At 75.4% G+C, this 19,640-nt stretch carries 16 protein-coding genes; 2 read left to right on the top strand and 14 right to left on the bottom strand.

Annotated features, from left to right (window positions below; all coding sequences use genetic code 11):
- Window positions 1-657: CpaE-like family protein (locus tag AB6N23_RS06670; RefSeq protein ID WP_412865311.1), on the bottom strand; the 657-nt coding region annotated here is incomplete at its 3' end.
- A 203-nt stretch (window positions 658-860) separates the two neighbouring features.
- On the opposite strand from AB6N23_RS06670, the gene AB6N23_RS06665 reads away from it, so the two are divergent.
- A complete protein-coding gene (locus AB6N23_RS06665) occupies window positions 861-1,646 on the top strand; it encodes an HAD family hydrolase (RefSeq protein ID WP_412865310.1) in 786 nt (261 codons plus the stop codon).
- A 383-nt stretch (window positions 1,647-2,029) separates the two neighbouring features.
- Here the strand turns inward: AB6N23_RS06665 and carB are convergent, their stop codons facing one another.
- From carB to pyrR, 6 genes are read right to left on the bottom strand one after another with little or no spacing between them, the layout of a single operon-like run.
- Window positions 2,030-5,794, bottom strand: a complete 3,765-nt coding sequence (gene carB / locus AB6N23_RS06660; protein WP_412865309.1) for a carbamoyl-phosphate synthase large subunit — start codon at window positions 5,792-5,794, stop codon at window positions 2,030-2,032.
- A complete protein-coding gene (gene carA / locus AB6N23_RS06655) occupies window positions 5,794-7,014 on the bottom strand; it encodes a glutamine-hydrolyzing carbamoyl-phosphate synthase small subunit (RefSeq protein ID WP_412865308.1) in 1,221 nt (406 codons plus the stop codon). The genes carB and carA overlap by 1 nt, the downstream gene beginning before the upstream one ends.
- Window positions 7,011-7,586, bottom strand: coding sequence for a PH-like domain-containing protein (locus AB6N23_RS06650; RefSeq protein WP_412865307.1), 576 nt, complete (start codon window positions 7,584-7,586; stop codon window positions 7,011-7,013). The genes carA and AB6N23_RS06650 overlap by 4 nt, the downstream gene beginning before the upstream one ends.
- Window positions 7,586-8,899: a dihydroorotase gene (locus AB6N23_RS06645; RefSeq protein ID WP_412865306.1), complete on the bottom strand. Its 1,314-nt coding sequence runs from the start codon at window positions 8,897-8,899 to the stop codon at window positions 7,586-7,588. The genes AB6N23_RS06650 and AB6N23_RS06645 overlap by 1 nt, the downstream gene beginning before the upstream one ends.
- Window positions 8,896-9,933 (bottom strand): aspartate carbamoyltransferase catalytic subunit, encoded by a 1,038-nt coding sequence (locus tag AB6N23_RS06640; protein ID WP_412865305.1) that lies wholly within the window; start codon window positions 9,931-9,933, stop codon window positions 8,896-8,898. The genes AB6N23_RS06645 and AB6N23_RS06640 overlap by 4 nt, the downstream gene beginning before the upstream one ends.
- Window positions 9,930-10,613 (bottom strand): bifunctional pyr operon transcriptional regulator/uracil phosphoribosyltransferase PyrR, encoded by a 684-nt coding sequence (pyrR, locus tag AB6N23_RS06635; RefSeq protein ID WP_412865304.1) that lies wholly within the window; start codon window positions 10,611-10,613, stop codon window positions 9,930-9,932. Before pyrR ends, AB6N23_RS06640 begins: the two co-directional genes overlap by 4 nt.
- Window positions 10,614-10,747: 134 nt before the next feature.
- Here pyrR and AB6N23_RS06630 point away from each other — a divergent pair, with 134 nt between their 5' ends.
- The gene (locus AB6N23_RS06630; protein WP_412865303.1) at window positions 10,748-13,054 is read left to right on the top strand and encodes a putative bifunctional diguanylate cyclase/phosphodiesterase; all 2,307 of its coding nucleotides are present in this window, start codon (window positions 10,748-10,750) and stop codon (window positions 13,052-13,054) included.
- Between the two features lie 116 nt (window positions 13,055-13,170).
- Here AB6N23_RS06630 and nusB read toward each other — a convergent pair whose 3' ends face one another.
- The 7 genes from nusB to AB6N23_RS06595 all read right to left on the bottom strand — a co-directional run bounded on the left by nusB (window position 13,171) and on the right by AB6N23_RS06595 (window position 19,510).
- The gene (nusB, locus tag AB6N23_RS06625; RefSeq protein ID WP_378208765.1) at window positions 13,171-13,587 is read right to left on the bottom strand and encodes a transcription antitermination factor NusB; all 417 of its coding nucleotides are present in this window, start codon (window positions 13,585-13,587) and stop codon (window positions 13,171-13,173) included.
- 1 nt (window position 13,588) lies between these two features.
- The gene (gene efp, locus AB6N23_RS06620; RefSeq protein WP_378208763.1) at window positions 13,589-14,152 is read right to left on the bottom strand and encodes an elongation factor P; all 564 of its coding nucleotides are present in this window, start codon (window positions 14,150-14,152) and stop codon (window positions 13,589-13,591) included.
- A 160-nt stretch (window positions 14,153-14,312) separates the two neighbouring features.
- Window positions 14,313-14,738 (bottom strand): hypothetical protein, encoded by a 426-nt coding sequence (locus tag AB6N23_RS06615; RefSeq protein ID WP_412865302.1) that lies wholly within the window; start codon window positions 14,736-14,738, stop codon window positions 14,313-14,315.
- 15 nt (window positions 14,739-14,753) lie between these two features.
- Complete coding sequence (locus tag AB6N23_RS06610) at window positions 14,754-15,344, bottom strand: hypothetical protein (RefSeq protein ID WP_412865301.1); 591 nt, start codon at window positions 15,342-15,344, stop codon at window positions 14,754-14,756.
- A 741-nt stretch (window positions 15,345-16,085) separates the two neighbouring features.
- Window positions 16,086-17,240: a 3-dehydroquinate synthase gene (gene aroB, locus AB6N23_RS06605; protein WP_412865300.1), complete on the bottom strand. Its 1,155-nt coding sequence runs from the start codon at window positions 17,238-17,240 to the stop codon at window positions 16,086-16,088.
- A complete protein-coding gene (locus tag AB6N23_RS06600; protein WP_412865299.1) occupies window positions 17,237-17,806 on the bottom strand; it encodes a shikimate kinase in 570 nt (189 codons plus the stop codon). Before AB6N23_RS06600 ends, aroB begins: the two co-directional genes overlap by 4 nt.
- A gap of 84 nt (window positions 17,807-17,890) precedes the next feature.
- Window positions 17,891-19,510, bottom strand: a complete 1,620-nt coding sequence (locus AB6N23_RS06595) for a peroxidase family protein (RefSeq protein ID WP_412865298.1) — start codon at window positions 19,508-19,510, stop codon at window positions 17,891-17,893.
- Between the last annotated feature and the right edge of the window lie 130 nt (window positions 19,511-19,640).

The following is a 19,640-nucleotide window of genomic DNA, read 5'->3' as shown; positions in this document are numbered from 1 at the left end:
TGGTGGGTTGTGTTTTGTTTTTATTAGCCTGGGTGGGGGGTGGGCGGGTTCCGGCCCGGGGTTCGCCCACTGGGGCAGTTCGGTCGCCGCGGCGACGTCGGCCGCCGCCAGACCGCCCGGCGGGCGCCCCAGCACGACGAGCCCCGCCCCGGTCCCGGCGGCCGTGAGCCGGGGACGCAGCGCGAGCACGCCCGCGACGGACCGCAGGTCGGCGCGCGCGACGACCACCACCGCGTCGCACGCCGGCAACGGCGCGTGGCCGTCGACGACGTCCCCGCGGTCGAGGTCGAGCACGACCGCGCCGACGGTGCACGACACCGCGTGCAGCACGTCGACCCGGACGCCCGCCTCGACGGGGTCGGGGCGCTCGCGGTCGCCGGACAGCACCGCGCACGCCCCCCATCGCGGCAGCAGCGCCACGACGTCGTCGCCGCGGACGTCGCCACCGGCGCCGCGCAGGTCGGGCCAGCGCGCCCCCTCGACCCCCTCGGCGCCCAGGACGACGTCCAGCCCGCCGCCGCCGCGGACGAGGTCGACGAGCACCGTCGACGTCGTGCGCGACGTGCGCTGCGCGAGCAGCGCCGCGAACGTGGACGCCCCCACGCCGCCCGCCGCGCCCACGACCCCGACCACCGCCGCCCGTCGCACCTGCCGCACCACCGCACCCCGCCTCCGTCCGGGCGCCGGTCGGCGCCGCCGTGGGCCAGGCTGCGCGTCCGCGCGACGCGACGGAGGAGCGCGGGCCGGGACCGGGGGACGCGCGCTCCGGCGCCCGGGCTGTGGTCGGCTCACCGCCGCCGGGCCGTGCCGCCCGTGCGTCCGGCGCACGCACGTCGGCGGGTCCCGCTAGTGTCCTGCGGATGGTCCGTGCCGCGGCGTTCTTCGACCTCGACAAGACGATCATCGCGACGTCCTCCGCGACGGCGTTCTCCAAGGGGTTCCTCGCCGAGGGCCTGCTCACGCGCCGCAGCGTGGTGGCCTCCGCGTACGCGCAGCTCGCCTACCTGCTCGGCAGCGCGGACGCCGCGGCGACCGAGCGGCTGCGCGCGCAGCTGTCCCGCACCGTGACCGGCTGGGACGTCGCCACCGTGTCCGCCGTCGTGCGGGCGACGCTGCACGAGTCGATCGACCCCACGGTCTACGCCGAGGCGGTCGAGCTCATCGCCGAGCACCAGGCCGCGGGGCGCGACGTCGTGGTCGTCTCGGCGTCGGGCGCCGAGGTGGTCGAGCCGATCGCGCAGATGCTGGGCGCGGACGCCGTCGTCGCGACACGCATGGCCGTCGCGGACGGGCGGTACACCGGCGAGATCGAGTTCTACGCGTACGGGGAGAACAAGGCGACGGCGATCCGCGAGCTCGCGGCCGCGCGCGGGTACGACCTCGACGCCAGCTACGCGTACTCCGACTCCGTCACCGACGCGCCGATGCTCGCCGTCGTCGGGCACGGGTACGCCGTGAACCCCGACCGCGCCCTGCGCCGGCTGGCCGCCGAGCACGGCTGGGGCGTCCTGACGTTCCGCCGCCCGGTGCCGCTGCGCGCCCTCGACCGGCGGGCGGGCGCGACGGTCGCGGCGGTGCTGGGCGCGGTGCTCGTCGTGACCGCCGTCGTCGTCCTGCTCCGGCGCCGTCCCCGCCCCACCCGCTGAGCCGTCGTACCGCACGCCGTCCCCGCACCCGCCCGCCGCCGCCCGCCGTCCCGGCAGGCGACCCCCGCGTCTCGCCCTCCGAGCACCGCGGCGCCGTCCACCTGCGCGGACGCACCGCACCGTTGCCGCCCTCCGCCGCCGGGTGTAGACCGGTGCCACAACAGAACGACCGAGGGCACCCACGCGCAGGACGCCTACTTTCGGCAGGTCGACCGGGCTGGTCCCGGAGCGAACCTCTTCGTGGCAGCACGCTTGATCACCCCGGTCGTCGAGTCGGAGGCGGCGTCCGGTGACGGGCGCCGTCGTCCGTGTCCGCACCCGTGCGCGCCGGCCACGACGACTCCCACGACGACTCCCCCGGCGCCCCCGCCCGGCGCCCGCCCTCAGCGCCCGCTGCCCCCCAGCCGCCCGGCGAGCACCGCGTCCGCGACGTCGCGCGCGGCCCCGGCCCCCGCCCGCACCGCGTCCGCGTAGCCCACCAGCCACCCCGCGACCCCGTCCGGCGTCCCGGCCGCGTAGCGCGCGGCCGCCGCGAGGTACGGCGCGGGCGCGGCCGCCCACCCCGGCTCGGGCAGCACCGTGCCGGTCGGGTCCAGGCCGGTCGTCGTCGTGAGCCAGCGCGCCACGGCCCGCGCGACGACGCCGTTGGCCGCGGCGAACGGCCGCGCGACGAGCAGCTCCGCGTGCACGACCCCGGCGACGACGACCCCGGGCGCCGCCGTCCCGGCCACGACCCCCGTCAGGGCGGCGAGCCGTGCCCCGGCCACCGCGGGCGCGGGTGCCGGCCCGAGGCCGCGCAGGTCGCGCGCCTCCCCGCCGCGGGGGCGCCCCAGGTCGACGGCGGGCAGGAGGTCCGCCGCCGCGGCGGCGTGCTCCTGCAGGCTCGTCACCCGGAACGGTCCGCTGCGGGCCGCGTCGATGGCCTGCACGGCCGCGCCGAGCTGCTGGACCGTGGTGACGATGGCCTTGTCGGCGGCCGTGGTGGCGGCCCGGATCTCGTAGCCGTCGGCGCGCGCGCCCTGCCCGGACGGCGTGTTGACCACCATGTCGACCTCGCCGGCGGTGATGAGGTCGACGATCGTCGGCTCCCCCGCCGGGCCGCGGCGCGCCGAGTGCTTGCGCACGACGCGCGACGCGATGCCCGAGCGGCGCAGCACGGCGGCCGTGCCCTCGGTCGCGAGGACCTCGAAGCCGAGCTCGACGAGGCGCTTCACCGGGAAGACGATCGAGCGCTTGTCGCGGTCGGCGACGGAGATGAACACCGTGCCGGCCTGCGGCAGGCCGCCGAACGACGCCTCCTGGGACTTCGCGAACGCGGTCGGGAAGTCGACGTCGAAGCCCATGACCTCGCCCGTCGAGCGCATCTCCGGGCCGAGGACGGTGTCGACGACCGTGCCGTCGGCCGTGCGGAACCGCTTGAAGGGCAGCACGGCTTCCTTGACGGCGATCGGCGCGTCGAGGTCCAGCGTGCCGGCGTCCACCTCGGGCAGGACGCCCTCCGCACGCAGCTGAGCCACGGAGCGGCCGGCCATGACGAGCGCCGCCGCCTTCGCGAGCGAGACGCCCGTCGCCTTCGACACGAACGGTGCCGTGCGGGACGCGCGCGGGTTCGCCTCGAGCACGTAGAGCACGTCGGAGACGAGCGCGAACTGGATGTTCAGCAGACCGCGCACGCCGACGCCCCGCGCGATCGCCTCGGTCGAGGTGCGGATGCGCTGGAGCTCCGCCGCCGAGAGCGTGATGGGCGGCAGGGCGCACGCCGAGTCGCCGGAGTGGATGCCGGCCTCCTCGATGTGCTCCATGACGCCGCCGAGGTACAGCTCGGTGCCGTCGTAGATCGCGTCGACGTCGATCTCGATCGCGTCGTCGAGGAACCGGTCGATGAGCAGCGGCGGGAGCGACGCGCGGGTGCCCGCCGCGTCGGCCAGCGCGCGCTCGACGTACTCGGTGAGCTGGGGCTCGTCGTAGACGATCTCCATGCCGCGCCCACCCAGCACGTACGAGGGACGCACGAGCACCGGGAAGCCGATGCGGCGCGCCGTCTCGCGCGCGCCGTCGAGCGTCGTCGCGGTGCCGAACGCCGGCGCCGGCAGGCCGGCCGCCTCGAGCACCCGGCCGAACTCGCCGCGGTCCTCGGCGGCGTCGATCGCCGCGGGCGGCGTGCCGAGGATGGGCAGGCCGGCGTCGGCGAGGCGCTGCGCCAGCGCCAGCGGCGTCTGGCCGCCGAGCGTGACGATCAGACCCGCGACGGGGCCCGCCGCGAGCTCGGCCTCGTACACCTCGAGCACGTCCTCGAACGTCAGCGGCTCGAAGTAGAGGCGGTCCGACGTGTCGTAGTCCGTCGACACCGTCTCGGGGTTGCAGTTGACCATGACGGTCTCGAACTCACCCTTGAGGGCGAGCGCGGCGTGCACGCACGAGTAGTCGAACTCGATGCCCTGCCCGATCCGGTTCGGCCCGGAGCCGAGGATGAGGATCGCGGGGCGCTCGCGCGGCGCGACCTCGGTCTCCTCGTCGTAGGACGAGTAGTGGTACGGCGTGCGGGCCGCGAACTCGGCGGCGCACGTGTCGACCGTCTTGTAGACGGGCCGCACTCCGAGCGCCCAGCGCGTGCGGCGCACGGCGTCCTCGCTGGTCTGCCGCAGGGACGCGACCTGCGCGTCGGACAGGCCGTGCCGCTTGGCGTGCGCGAGCACCTCGCGCGTGAGCGCCGGGGCCGCGGCCGTCTCGGCGGCCACCTCGTTGACGAGCTGCACCTGGTCGAGGAACCACGGGTCGATGCCCGTGCGCGCGTAGACCTCGTCGACGGGGACGCCGGCGCGCAGCACCTGCTGCACGTCGATCAGCCGGCCCTCGGTGGGCCGCGAGAGCGACGCGACGAGCCGGTCGAGCTCCTCGCCCTGCGCGGGCTCGTCGTCCCAGTGGAACGTCGAGCCCTTCTTGTCGATCGAGCGCATCGCCTTGCCGAGCGCCTCGGTGAAGTTGCGGCCCATCGCCATCGCCTCGCCGACCGACTTCATGGTCGTCGTCAGCGTGTCGTCCGCGGCGGGGAACTTCTCGAACGCGAACCGCGGCACCTTCACCACGACGTAGTCGAGGGTCGGCTCGAACGAGGCGGGCGTCGAGCCCGTGATGTCGTTCGGGATCTCGTCGAGCGTGTAGCCGACCGCGAGCTTGGCGGCGATCTTCGCGATCGGGAAGCCCGTCGCCTTCGACGCCAGCGCGGACGAGCGCGACACGCGCGGGTTCATCTCGATGACGACGACGCGGCCCGTGTCCGGGTGCACCGCGAACTGGATGTTGCAGCCGCCGGTGTCGACCCCGACCTCGCGGATGACGGCGATGCCGATGTCGCGCAGGCGCTGGTACTCGCGGTCCGTCAGCGTGAGCGCCGGTGCGACCGTGACCGAGTCGCCGGTGTGCACGCCCACGGCGTCGACGTTCTCGATCGAGCAGACGACCACCACGTTGTCGTGCTTGTCGCGCATGAGCTCGAGCTCGTACTCCTTCCAGCCGAGGATCGACTCCTCGAGGAGCACCTCGGTGGTCGGCGAGTAGTGCAGGCCCTGGCCGACGATGCGGCGCAGGTCCGTCTCGTCGTACGCGAGGCCGGAGCCGAGGCCGCCCATGGTGAAGGACGGGCGCACGACCATCGGGTACCCGAGGTCCTCGGCCGCCTGCAGCGCCTCGTCCACCGTGTGCACGATCCACGAGCGCGCCGACTCGCCGCCGGAGACCGCGACGACCTCCTTGAACTGCTGGCGGTCCTCGCCCTTCTGGATGGCGGGGATGTTCGCGCCGATGAGCTCGACGCCGTACTCCTCGAGCACGCCGGCCTCGTCGAGCGCGATCGCCGCGTTGAGGGCCGTCTGGCCGCCCAGCGTCGGCAGGATCGCGTCGGGACGCTCCTTGGCGATGATCGACGTGAGGACCTCGGTGGTGATCGGCTCGACGTAGGTGGCGTCGGCGAACTCCGGGTCGGTCATGATCGTCGCCGGGTTGGAGTTCACGAGGACGACCCGCAGGCCCTCCTCCTTCAGCACGCGGCACGCCTGCGTCCCGGAGTAGTCGAACTCGGCGGCCTGCCCGATGACGATCGGGCCGGAGCCGATGACGAGGACGCTGTGCAGGTCGTCGCGGCGGGGCATCAGGCGGCGCCCTTCTGGGAGTCGTGGAGGCCCGCGTCGTCCGCGGTGCCGTCGGGGTGGCGGGTCATGAGGTCGACGAAGCGGTCGAACAGGTAGGCCGCGTCGTGCGGGCCGGCCGCAGCCTCCGGGTGGTACTGCACGGAGAAGGCGGGCAGGTCGAGCGCCTCGAGGCCCTCGACGACGTCGTCGTTGAGGTCGACGTGCGAGACGCGCACCCGCCCGTACCGGCCGCCGTCGAACGGAGCGACCGTCTCGGCGTCCAGCGGCGCGTCGACCGCGAACCCGTGGTTGTGCGCCGTGATCTCGACCTTGCCGGTCGTGCGGTCCATCACCGGCTGGTTCACGCCGCGGTGGCCGTACTGCAGCTTGTACGTGCCGAAGCCGAGGGCGCGGCCGAACAGCTGGTTGCCGTAGCAGATGCCGAAGAACGGGATCCGGCGGTCGAGGACGCCGCGCAGCAGGTCGATCTCGTGGCGCGCCGCCGACGGGTCGCCGGGGCCGTTGGAGAAGAAGACGCCGTCCGGGCCGAGCTCGAGTACCTGCGAGATCGACGACGTCGCGGGCAGCACGTGCACCTCGACGCCGCGCTCCGCGAGCCGCTGCGGGGTCATCGACTTGATGCCGAGGTCCACGGCCGCGACGCGGGCGACGGGCTCCGCCAGCGGCGTGCCGTCGGGGCCGAGGGCGGGCACGACGTAGGCGGCGTCGACGCTCACCTCGCCCGCGAGGTCGGCGCCCGCCATCGCCGGCGCCGCGCGCACCTCGTCGAGGAGCTCGTCGACCGGGCGGCGGTCGCCGTCGGGCCGGACCAGCGCGTCGCCCGAGAACACGCCGGCGCGCATGACGCCGCGCTCCCGCAGGTGCCGCGTCAGGGCGCGGGTGTCGATGCCGCTGATGCCGACGACGCCCTGCTCGGCGAGCTCGTCGTCGAGCGTGCGGCGCGAGCGCCAGCTCGACGGGCGCCGGGCGGGGTCGCGCACGACGAACCCGGCGACCCAGATCTGCCGGGACTCGGGGTCCTCGTCGTTGACGCCGGTGTTGCCGATGTGCGGCGCCGTCATGACGACGACCTGCCGGTGGTACGACGGGTCGGTGAGCGTCTCCTGGTAGCCGGTCATGCCGGTGTTGAAGACGATCTCGCCGAGCGTCCGCCCGGTCGCGCCGTACGCGCGGCCGGTGAACGTGCGGCCGTCCTCGAGGACGAGGATCGCGTCGCTCATGCCTGCTCCTCCTGCGGTCGGGGCGCGCTGTCGGGGACGGCGCGGTCGGGGTGGGCGCCGTGGTCGCCGGCGGTCGCCACGAGGGAGCGCGCGGCGGTGAGCAGCGCCTCCTTGTCGGCGTCGTGGCGCACGCGCAGCGCGGTGTCGAGGGCGGTGCCCGTGGCGGGGTCGGGCACCCAGGTGAGGACCACGAGCCCCTCGGGCCCGACGAACTTGCCCGCCTGGCCGCGGCTGGTGCCGACGGCCGTCAGCCGCCCGGCCGGCACCCAGACGTCCTGCGCGCCCGTGCGGCGCACGAGCACGCCCGCGTCGTGCACCCGCACGACGGCGGCGCTGCGGGCGCCGAGGTCGTGGGCGACCACGCGGTCGAGCCAGTCGCCGGCACGGGTGGACGAGACGTAGACGGCCTCCGCCGGCTCCGTGCGCGCGGCCCCGAGCTCCTCGGGGACGGCGGGGAGCGACGGGACGAGCAGGGCGGTGCGGCGGCCGCGCGAGCGCCAGCCCGCGCGCATGCCCCACAGGGCCAGCGCGAGCAGGAGGACGACGACGACGACGGAGACCCAGGTCGGCATCAGGCGCCCACCCCCGCCGGTGCGTCGACGAGCACGCCGTCGAGCACCGTGGCGCGGCCGCGCAGGAACGTCGCGACGACGGCGCCGGGCAGCTCCGTGCCGGCGAACGGCGAGTTCACGCTCGCGGTCGCCTGCCGCTCCGGCACCACCGTGCGGCGCGCGGCCGGGTCCACGAGCGTGAGGTTCGCGGGCTCGCCGACCGCGACGGGGCGTCCCTGACCGGGCACGCGACCGATGCGCGCCGGCGTGGCCGACAGCACCCGTGCGACGTCCGCCCACGTCAGGCGGCCGGTGTCGACCATCGTCGCCTGCACGACCGGCAGCGCCGTCTCCAGCCCCGTCATGCCGAAGGCGGCGGCGGCCCACTCGCAGTCCTTGTCCTCGCGCGTGTGCGGCGCGTGGTCGGTGGCCACCACGTCGATCGTGCCGTCCTCCAGTCCCGCGCGGACGGCCTCGACGTCCTCGGCCGTGCGCAGCGGCGGGTTCACCTTGTACCGCGGGTCGTAGCCGCGGACCAGCTCGTCGGTGAGGAGCAGGTGGTGCGGCGTGACCTCGGCGGTCACGGCGATCCCGCGCGCCTTCGCCCAGCGGATGATCTCGACCGAGCCGGCCGTCGACAGGTGGCACACGTGCAGCCGCGAGCCGACGTGCTCGGCCAGCAGGACGTCGCGGGCGATGATCGCCTCCTCGGCGACGGCCGGCCAGCCCGCGAGCCCCAGCTCGGCGGACACCACGCCCTCGTGCATCTGCGCGCCCTCGGTGAGCCGCGGCTCCTGCGCGTGCTGCGCGATGACCCCGTCGAACGCCTTGACGTACTCGAGCGCGCGGCGCATCAGCACCGGGTCGTGCACGCACTTCCCGTCGTCCGAGAACACGCGCACGGCGGCGGCGGAGCGCGCCATCGCCTGCAGCTCCGCGAGCCGCTCCCCCGCCAGGCCGACCGTCACGGCGCCGACAGGGCGCACGTCCACCCAGCCCGCGTCGCGGCCGAGGCGCCACACCTGCTCGACGACGCCCGCGGTGTCCTGCGTCGGCGACGTGTTCGCCATGGCGTGCACCGCGGTGAAGCCCCCCGCCGCCGCGGCGCGCGTCCCGGACGCCACCGTCTCGGCGTCCTCGCGGCCCGGCTCGCGCAGGTGCGTGTGCAGGTCGACCAGGCCGGGCAGGAGCACCAGCCCGTCCCCGTCGACCACCGTCGCGCCGTCCGCCGACGCGTCCGCGCCGACCGCCGCGACGACGCCGTCCTCCACCCGCACGTCCGTGCGGTCGCCACCCAGGGGCGCCACGCCCCGCAGCAGGTACGTCGTGCTCACGCGTGCACCCTCGTCTCGTCCGTGCGCACGCCCGTGCGCGCCTCGTCCCGGCCCGTCGCGGCCGCCGTGCGGGGCTCGCCCGCCGCGAGCAGCAGGTACAGCACCGCCATGCGCACCGCGACGCCGTTGGCCACCTGCTCGACGATCACGGCGCGCGGCGAGTCCGCCGCGTCCGCCGAGATCTCCAGACCGCGGTTCATCGGCCCCGGGTGCATGACCACCGCGTGGTCCGGCAGCACCGCGAGCCGGCGACCGTCGAGCCCGTACGCGCGGGTGTACTCGAGCGGGCTCGGGAAGAACCCGCCGCCCGCGCTCGACATCCGCTCGCGCTGGACGCGGAGCATCATGACCGCGTCCGGGCCGGTCGCGAGCGTCTCGTCCAGGTCGTAGGACACGTCCGCCGTCCACGCGTGCGCGCCCACCGGCACGAGCGTCGGCGGGGCGACCAGCGTCACGCGCGCGCCGAGCGTGTGCAGCAGCTGCACGTTCGAGCGCGCGACGCGGCTGTGCAGCACGTCCCCGACGATCGCCACGTGCGCGCCCGCCAGGTCCCGGCCGGTCGGGTCCGCGCGCCCGCCGTCTCCCACCAGGTGGCGGCGCAGGGTGAACGCGTCGAGGAGCGCCTGCGTGGGGTGCTGGTGCGTGCCGTCCCCCGCGTTGACGACGGCACCGTGCGTCCACCCGGCGTGCGCGAGCGTGTGCGGCGCGCCCGAGGCCGGGTGCCGCACGACGACGGCGTCGGCGCCCATCGCCTGCAGCGTCAGCGCCGTGTCCTTGAGCGACTCGCCCTTGGAGACGCTCGACCCCTTCGCGGAGAAGTTGATGACGTCCGCCGAGAGCCGCTTCGCGGCCGTCTCGAACGAGATGCGGGTGCGTGTGGAGTCCTCGAAGAAGAGGTTGACGACCGTGCGCCCGCGCAGCGTCGGGAGCTTCTTGATCTCGCGTCCCTGCGTCGCGGCCATCTGCGCCGCGGTGTCGAGCACGAGGACGGCCTCGTCGCGGGTCAGGTCGCCCGCCGAGAGCAGGTGCCTCATCGGGTCCCCCGCTCCGCGCTCTCGATCAGCACCGCGTCGCGGCCGTCGGTCTCCGCGAGCAGCACCCGCACGCGCTCGGACGCCGCCGTCGGCAGGTTCTTGCCCACGTAGTCCGCGCGGATCGGGAGCTCGCGGTGGCCGCGGTCGACGAGGACCGCCAGCTGCACCGAGCGCGGGCGGCCCAGGTCGCTGATCGCGTCGAGCGCCGCGCGGATCGTGCGCCCCGAGTACAGGACGTCGTCGACGAGCACGACGACCTTGCCGTCGATCCCGTCGCCCGGCACCTGCGTCGTGCCGATCGTGCGGATGGGCTGCCGTGCCAGGTCGTCGCGGTGCATCGTCACGTCGAGGCTGCCGACCAGGTCGCCGGCCGCGAGGCCCTCGACCTGCGCGAGTCGCGCCCCCAGGCGCTCCGCCAGCGGCAGGCCGCGCGTCGGGATGCCCAGCAGGACGACGTCGTCGACGCCCTTGTTGCGCTCCACGACCTCGTGGGCGATGCGGGTCAGCGCGCGGCCGATGTCCGCCGCACCCAGCACCTCGGTCGAGCCGGGCGCCTCGGTCGAGCCGAGCGCCTCGGTCGAGCCCGGCGCCCCGGCGGGGCTGCCGTCGTGCGGTTCCCGGTCCGGCGCCGCGGCGCCGTCGGTGCGCCCGGACGCGGGCGCGGGTGTGCCAGTGCTCATGCGTGTGCGCTCCTTCCCCGCCTCACAGGACGGGCTTAAAGGGGGTGGCCGTGCCACCTTACCGGGCCCGCGGGACCACGGACGTCACCCGGTTGCCGTTCAACACCGTGCCCGGGACGACCGATGCACTCCACGTGCTCGGTGACGTACCGCTGTGGACCACCGTCCTGCAGCTCCTCGCTGCCGGGCTGGTGGGTGGCTTCTGCGCGCTCCACTGGGTGTGGTGGCGCGGCTCGCTGCGACCCGACGGGTCCGCGTGGGCCCTGTGGCTGTCCGCCGCCATGGCGCTCATGCTGCTCACGGCCGGCCTGCACGGCGTCACCGCGAGCTCGCTCGGGCGGGGCGTCCTCGCGTTCCTGCACGCGCAGCTCGTCGCCGCCGTCGTCCTGCTGTGCCTGCCCGCGACGCGGGCGTTCGGCGGCACGGGGCCGCGGCTGGGTCCGTGGGTGGCCGTCACGGCGACCCTGCTCGCCGTGCGCAGCCTCCTGTGGGTCGTCGCGCCCGTCGCACCCGGCCTCGACGCCGGCGACGGCTCCACGCCCCACGCGCTCGCGGTCGCCCTGCTGTTCGTCGCGCTCGCCGTCAGCGTCGGGTACGTCGTCGCCGCGCTCGGCGCGTCGCGCATCACCGGCCTCGGGTGGCTGCTCGTCGGCGCCGGCACGCTCTCCCTGGTCCTGCTGACCGGCGGCATCCTCCTCGACGACCGGCACGACGCCGCCGCGCTCGGCGGCCTGTGGCCGATCCCCCTCGCGGTCGGCCTCGAGTCGCTCGCGCTCGTGCGGCTGCGCCGCTCCCAGCTCACCGCGCAGCGCCGCGAGCTCATGCGGGACGCGCTCGCGGACCTCACCAACGCGGCGTGGTTCAGCCGCGACGCCGACGCGCTGCTCGAGCACGCCCGCGACGTCGCCCGGACCGTCCTCGACGACCCCACCGTGGAGGGCTCGCTGCGCCCGCTGCAGCGCGAGCGCTTCGTCGCGGAGCTCTTCCCCGCCGACGCGTCCCGCCTCGCCGCGCACGAGCGCACGTTCCTCATCGACCTCGCCGTCGTCGTCGCCACCGCCGCCGAGCGGTACGCGCTCACCGACCGCCTCTCCCGCGCCGCCGAGACCGACGCGCTCACCGGCCTGCCGAACCGGCGCGCCGCGGACCGCTACCTCCTCGACACCCTCGAGCGCGCCGCCGTCGAGCGCACGCGCGTCTCCGTCATCTACTGCGACATCGACGGGTTCAAGGACGTCAACGACCGCCAGGGGCACGCCCAGGGCGACGACCTGCTGCGGCGTACCGCCGACTACCTGCGCACGTGGAGCGGCGCCGAGACGTACGTGGCGCGCCTCGCGGGCGACGAGTTCGCGGTCGTCGTGTCGCGCGCGCCGACCGACGCCGAGCTCGCCGACCTGGCGCGGCGGCTGCGCGCCGGCTTCGACGCGCGCGTCGGCAACCCGGCCGGCCCGCGTCTGACGTGCGGCGTCGCGACGTGGAACCCCGAGGAGGTCATCGACGCCGACGCCCTGCTGCGGCACGCCGACGACGCCATGCTCGAGGCCAAGCGCGCCCGCAGCGGCCACCGCGTCTTCGACTCGGCGCTGCGTGCCCGCGCGGAGGACTCGCGCCGGCTGCGGGCCGCGCTCGAGCGGGCGGTCGAGGAGGACCGCATCACGGCGTACTACCAGCCGATCGTCGACACGGGCACGCTCGAGGTCATCGGCCTCGAGGCGCTCGCACGGTGGCAGGAGGGCGACAAGGTCATCCTGCCCGAGCACTGGCTGACGCTCGCCGAGCAGACCGGGCTCATCGTCCCGATCGGGCACGCGATGTTCCGCCAGGCGCGGCGCGCGCTCGACCGCCACCAGATGCCGGTGGCCGTCAACCTCTCGGCGCGCGAGCTGCACGAGTCCGACGTCCTCGAGCGCATCGAGGACGCCTGGGGCGGCAGCCCCTGGGAGCACCTGACCGTCGAGATCACGGAGAGCACCATGCTCCGGACCACGACGGCCGTCCCGGTGCTGTCCGAGCTGCGCGCCCGGGGTGCGCGCATCGCCCTGGACGACTTCGGCACGGGGTTCAGCTCGCTGGCGCGGCTCGCGCGGCTGCCCGTCGACGTGCTGAAGATCGACCGGTCGTTCGTGCGGGAGGTCCGCACGCCCCGCGGGGCCGGACCGGTCCGGGCGATCGTCGCGCTCGCGGAGCACCACGGGCTCGACGTCGTGGCCGAGGGCGTCGAGTCCGCGGGCGACCTGCAGGTGCTCATCGACCTCGGCGTGCGGCGGGCGCAGGGCATGTTCGTGGGCCGGCCCGCGCCCGGGCTGCCCGTCCGCGGCGCCCGGCCGGTCCCCCGGTCCGAGCTGCCGCGCCGGGCGCGCGCCCGCATCGTGCCGCGGCCGCTGCGGGTCGTGCCGGGCGGCGTCGAGGACGCGGCCACGTCGTCGGAGATGCTCTGACGGCTGCGCGGTGCGCGACCGCCGGCTCGGTGCGGACGTCGTCGCGGCCCGGACGACGACGCGGGCGGTGCGTCCCCGAGGGGTCGCACCGCCCGCGCGGTCGGTCGGCTGCCGCGTCAGGCCAGCAGCGTCGGCTTCAGCTCGACGATGCGGCCGAGGAGCCCGTTGACGAACGACGGCGACTCGTCGGTCGACAGCTCGCGGGCCAGGCCCACGGCCTCGTCGACCGCGACGGCGTCGGGCACGTCGTCGTTCCAGAGGATCTCCCATGTGGCGAGGCGCAGCAGCGCGCGGTCGACCGCGGGCATGCGCGCGATCGTCCAGCCGTGCGCGTGCGTCGCGAGCACCTCGTCGATGCGCTCGAGGTGGGCCAGGACGCCCTCGACGAGGTCGACGCTGTACTGCGGCAGCGCCGTCTCGGCGCCCGGCTCGACGACGCGGCGCGCGAGGAGCTCGCCGACCGCGACACCGCGCTGGTCGGCCTCGAACAGCACGTCGAGCGCGCGCTTGCGCGCCTTGGTCCGGGCGCCCACGTCAGTCGTTCACGCGGCCGAGGTACGACCCGTCGCGGGTGTCGACCTTGACCTTGGTGTTCGACTCGAGGAAGAGCGGCACCTGGATCTCGTAGCCGGTCTCGAGCGTGGCGGGCTTGGTGCCGGCCGACGAGCGGTCGCCCTGCAGGCCCGGCTCGGTGTACGTGACCTCGAGGGTGACCGACGGCGGCAGCTCGACGTAGAGCGGCACGCCCTCGTTGGTCGCGACGAGCGCCGTCTGCGACTCGAGCATGAAGTTCGCGGCGTCGCCGACGGTCGCGGCGGGGACGTTGATCTGGTCGTACGTGTCCGTGTCCATGAACACGAAGTCGTCGCCGTCCTTGTACAGGTACTGCATGTCGCGCTTGTCGACGTTCGCGGTCTCGACCTTGATGCCCGCGTTGAACGTGCGGTCGACGACCTTGCCGGACAGCACGTTCTTCAGCTTGGTGCGCACGAACGCGCCACCCTTGCCGGGCTTGACGTGCTGGAACTCGATGACGGTCCACAGCTGGCCGTCGATCTTCAGCACGGTGCCGTTCTTCAGGTCGTTGGTGGTCGCCACGAGCGTCGTTCTCCCAGTCGGTGGTCGAGGTGCGCCCGTCCCGGCGCGTGAGCGGCGCAGGGGCGCCGGCCGCCCGCAGCGGTCGCCGTGCGGGCGACCCGGCCGCGGGCCGTCGTCCATCGTACCGGGTCGGGGGCCGCCCGCCCGCGCGCCGTGCGTCTCAGGCGAGCACCAGACGACCGGCGAACCCCACGAGCGACGCCCACACGAGCGACGCCAGCGTGCCGATGACGAACCGCTCGGACGCCCCCGGGTTGTCCCGCAGCTCGGCGTAGCGGCCGAGGCCCTTGACCGCGACGACGATCGCGGCGCCCTCGGGCATGCCCGCGAGGATGCTGGCCGTCACGCCGAGCCGCTCCAGCAGTCCGATCCACGTCCCGCCGCGCAGCACCCGCCGGGCGCCCGGCCCCTCGGGCCCGTCGCTGAGGGTGAGGGGTCCGGCCGTCGCCTGGGCGGACGGCGTCTCCCGGCCGGCGTCGGCGGAGCGGGACGCGAGGTCGAGGACGAGCCGGGTGCTGTACCAGCCGCCGCCGGCGGACACGGCGAGGGCGGCGACCCAGACGAGGGCCAGGAGGGCGGGGTGCACGCGACGACCCTGGCGTCAGCCCTGCGCGGCCGTCAACAGGCGCGCCGCGACGGGACGCACCGCCTCCTCCTCCGCCCACAGGGCGGCCCGCAGCCGTTGGCTGACCGCCTGCTGCGTGACGCCGAGCCCTCGCGCGACGACGTCCTGCCCGGCGCCCGAGCGCACCGCGTCCACGGCGTCCCAGCCGGCGGGGGTGCGGCGCCCCAGCACGGCGCCGAGCAGCGTCAGGACCGCCTCGGCGTCGCCGGCGGCGACCGCGTCGACGCCCCGCACCGCCAGCGGCACCGGTCGCTGCCGGCTCTTCGCCGCCTCGACCGCCGCCCGTGCGAGCACGAACGCCTCCCCCGTGCCCGCGCGCGGCGACGCGGGCAGCGGCTCCTGCACCGGCCCGGCGCCGACACCGACGCTCCAGCCGCCGACGCGCACGAGGGCGAGCACGAGCCCGACCACGTCCTCGGCGTCGTCGAGCACGCCCTGCACCTCGTCGCCGACGGTGCGCTCGAACCCGCGCACCAGACCCGGTGCGCCGTCGAGCCGCTCGAGCAGGTCCGGGACGAGGTCGGCCCCGCGCCGGCTCCCCCGCTGGTCGACGGTCATCACGAACATCGAACAAGTGTCCACCATTGTGGGCGAGCGCACAAGTGCTCGACCTTGTACGTCTGTCAACAAGACCACAGCCTTTGCAATGGTGCTGAAGTCGGGGCAAGACATCGTGCGCTCTGCCGACCCTCGGCCACCGCCGCGCGGGCGACCTCGCCTTCGGCGAGCACCGTGCGCGCCGGCCGCGTCACCGGCACGTCGCCGTAGGACGACACCTCGTCCCCGACCCCTCGATGCTCGTGGGTGCGGAGCCGTCCGCGGGGGGCGCCGCGGCGTGGGTACGAGCACGTGGACCTGGCCGTCGTCCGGTACCGGCATCCCGTGCAGACGCGCGGCGCTCGTCAGCGCCGGCACCGCATCCGGCCACGTGAGCCAGGCGGCGTACACGTCGGCCCCGGCGGACAGCGAGGTGGCGGCGCAGCACAGCGCCGCCCCGGCGACCCGGACCCGGACCCGCCGCTCCGGCCGGTGCCGTACCTGGTCGGCCGTGAGGCCCGCGGCGACGGCCTGGCGCCGCGTGACGACGCCGCGCTGCCTGCGGGCGACGGGCGGCACCCACGCGGTGTCGATGAGCCAGGCATGCCCCGACCGTGGGGCCACGCCCGTCCGACGCACTCTCGCCGGAGCTGCCCCCCGTGGACACCCACGCCGTCTCGGCGGGCTGTGGGCGGCTCACCGCGCCGGTGAGACCGTCGTCGGCGGGTGCGCACGTCCCCGGAGCGACGGTCTCACCGCCAGGCGGTGGGGTCAGAGGTCGATGGTGGCCGTGGGGGTGCGGTCGACCGAGATCTCCGCGTACGCGGCGGCGAGGAGGGTCGGGTCCGGGCCCTCCAGGCGCACCGGGCGGCCGACGTCCTCCAGGACGACGAACCGCAGCAGGTCGCCGCGCGTCTTCTTGTCCCGCCGCATCGCGGCCATGAGCTGCTCCCAGCGGTCGCCGCGGTACGTGACCGGCAGGCCGAGCGCGGTGAGGACCGACCGGTGCCGCGCCACGACGTCGTCGTCGAGCCGGCCGGCGAGCCGGGCCAGCTCCGCGGCGAACACCATGCCGACCGACACGGCGGCGCCGTGCCGCCAGCGGTAGCGCTCGACGTGCTCGACGGCGTGCCCGAGCGTATGGCCGTAGTTGAGGATCTCGCGCAGGCCCGCCTCCCGGAGGTCCTCGCCCACGACGCGCGCCTTGACGGCCACCGCCCGCTCGATGAGCTCGAGCAGCACGGGCGACGCCGCCGCGGCGGCGGGGTCGGTGAGCAGCGCCGTGTTCTCCTCGACCAGCTCGAGGATGCGCGGGTCGGCGATGAAGCCGGCCTTGACGACCTCGGCGAGCCCGGCGACGAAGTCGTGCCGGTTCATCGACTCGAGCGCCGCGAGGTCGCACAGCACACCGGCCGGCGGGTGGAACGCGCCGACGAGGTTCTTGCCCTCGGCGGTGTTGATGCCGGTCTTGCCGCCGACCGCCGCGTCGACCATGGCGAGCACGGTCGTCGGCACGTGCACCACCCGGACGCCGCGCAGCCACGTGGCTCCGACGAAGCCGGCGAGGTCGGTCGTGGCGCCGCCGCCCAGACCGATCACGGCGTCGCTGCGCGTGAAGTCCGCCTGCCCCAGCACCTGCCACAGGAACGCGGCGACCTGCGCGGTCTTGGCCTCCTCGGCGTCGGGCACCTCGGCGAGGAACACCTCGTACCCCTGCGCGAGCAGGTCCTCGCGCACGGCGTCCGCGGACGTGGCGAGCGTCGGCGGGTGCACGACGAGCACGCGGCGCACCGCCTCGCCCAGCAGCGCGGGCAGGTGGCCCAGCAGGTGGCGGCCGACGACGACGTCGTAGGGCTGCTCCCCCGCGACCCGGACGGTCCGCGTGCCGGGCGTGCCGGCGTCGGTACCGGTCGTCGTCGTGCTCATCGCTGCTCCTCCTCGGTGCCGCCGCCGACCCGCAGGTCGGTCAGCGCGGACTCGATCGCCTCGGCCACGCCCGCCGGGCGCAGGCCGTCGGTCGGCACGCGCAGCGTGGCGACCTCCTCGTACACGGGACGCCGCGCGTCCATGAGCGCCTGCCACTGCGCCCGGGGGTTGCCGAGCAGCAGCGGACGCGACCGGTTCAGGCCGACGCGCGGCGCCGCGTGCGCGAGCGACACGTCGAGGAAGACGACCACCCCGCCGCCGGCCCGGTAGTCGGCCAGCGCCGCGCGGGTGCCCGCGTCGAGCACCGCGCCGCCGCCGAGCGCGAGCACGCCGTCGTGCTCCGTGAGGGCCGCCGCCACGGCGTCGCGCTCCAGCGCGCGGAACGCCGGCTCGCCGTCGTCGACGAAGATCTCGGTGATCGGCTTGCCGGCGACGCGTTCCACGTCGGCGTCCGTGTCGCGGACGGTCAGCCGCCAGCGCTCGGCGAGCGCCGCCGCGACCGTCGACTTTCCCGCACCCGGGGGGCCGACGAGGACGACACGGGGACCGGGGGTGTCAGCGGGCACGGAGGCAGGGTAGTCGCCGTCCTGCGCGGGGGTGCCGGTGGTCCGCCGCGGCGGGCCACCGGCACCGGGTCCGTACCGGGTCCGTCAGGCGGGCGCCGGAGCGTCGTCCCCGGCGGCGGGACCACGCGGTGCGGGGGTCGGGCCGAGCCCGTGCCCCGCGAACCGCAGCAGCGCCGGCATGTCGAAGTCGTCGCCCTCGCCGAGGAACGGCCGCCACGTGGGCTCGTTGCGCAGCCACGACGACGGGTCCGCGGCGAGCAGCCCGAGGAACACCTCGCCGACGATCGTCCCGCCCACCTCGCCGAGGTGCTCGCCGCCGGCCTGGACGGACGCCTCCCGCAGCACGTAGTACCAGAGCGGCGCGGGCCGGCCGCCCAGCCCGAGCTCCTCCTCGGTCAGCCGGGTCAGCCCCATCCGCGCGGCGACCGCCTGCCCCGACGGGAGCAGCAGCCGCGCGCCGCGCACGAGGTTGCGGAACGTGAGCGACGGGACGTCGCCCGCGATCTCCGGCGGCAGCGCCTTCAGCGGGTTCGCCAGCCGCGTGTCGATGTGCCGCGACAGCTGCAGGCCGTCGCTGCCGGCGCCCTCGACCTCGAAGAACCGCGCCCACTCGATGGTCCAGAAGCGCGGCAGCGGCCGGAACCCGCCGAAGTGCCCGAGCGGGTCGGCGGTGACGGACTGCGCCGTGAACGTCGGCAGCCCGGGAGGGGCGTCCTGCGCCTGCGGGTCCGGCGCGCCCACCACCGTGTTCAGCCGGTACCGGCCGCGCACCTGCGAGTGCCCGAACCGGTACGCCGCCACGGAGAACTCCACCGGCATGTACGGCGCGTGCCGCCAGGAGAAGTGCTGCAGCGAGAGGCGCGGCACGCCGTCGGACTCGTCGAGCAGCCGGCCGAACGTGGCGTCACCGATCGTGCGGCGCAGGAAGTCGTGCACGACGACCCACTGGTAGTGCCACCGCACGATGCGCTGCGCGGTCTCGAACGGCGTCTCGCTCCCCCGCGCCAGGTGCGGGTCGTCGAGGACGCGGTCCATCACGGCGTTGTGGAACTTGAGCATGGTGAGCTGGAGCTGGCCGACGAAGGTGTTCTCGTCGTTGCGCGGGTCGCCCAGCAGCGCGACGCCCTGCACGTTGCGCGGCAGGTCGTCGTCGAGGCCGTTGTTGCCGATCAGCATCTTGGCGGCGCCGGCGACCTGGCTGTCCTGGTCGTACAGGAACGGGTCGTCGGCCGGTCCCCGGCCGTAGAGGCAGTCGAGGTCGAAGCGCGGGCTGCGGAAGTTGGTCAGCGCGTCCGGGTCGTTCTGCCGCGTGAGGCTCGAGACCGGGTCGAACGTGAGGTCGTGGTCGATGAACTGGCCGAGGTACGTGTACCCGGCGGGGATGCGTGGGTTGTTCATCGTCGGGTCGCCGCCGGAGGCGCCCTCCTCCATGAGGTCGGCGACCTCGCGGATCTCGGCGTCGGACGGGACGTACGGCGGGAGCCGGAAGAGCCGGCCGAAGCGGCCCTCGTGCAGGGTCGACAACGGGAGGTACTGCAGGCCGCGGACGTCGTGCCCGTGGCCGCGGGCCGGCCGGCGGCCGTAGCCGAGGCCGTGCGCGGAGGTGCCCGCCGAGGTGAGCTGCTCGACGGTCCGGGGCGCGTTGTGACCGGCGTCCGGGGACGCCGGCTGAGGTGACTCGGGGCGTTGCGGTGCGAGCGTCATGGTTCCCCCAGAACCTGGACGGGCCGCCGCGGGAGCGACGGCTCCATCTGCAGGGGGCCGGCCGGTCGGCGGGTGATACGTCGGCACCGGACGGAACTGCTGGGGCCCTCCGGCGGCGGTCGGGGGTCCG

The organism is Cellulomonas pasadenensis (genome assembly GCF_047229365.1).
Classification (GTDB): domain Bacteria; phylum Actinomycetota; class Actinomycetes; order Actinomycetales; family Cellulomonadaceae; genus Cellulomonas.
The sequence above is the reverse complement of the archived record's forward strand: the minus strand, read 5'-3'. Positions and strand labels throughout refer to the sequence as shown.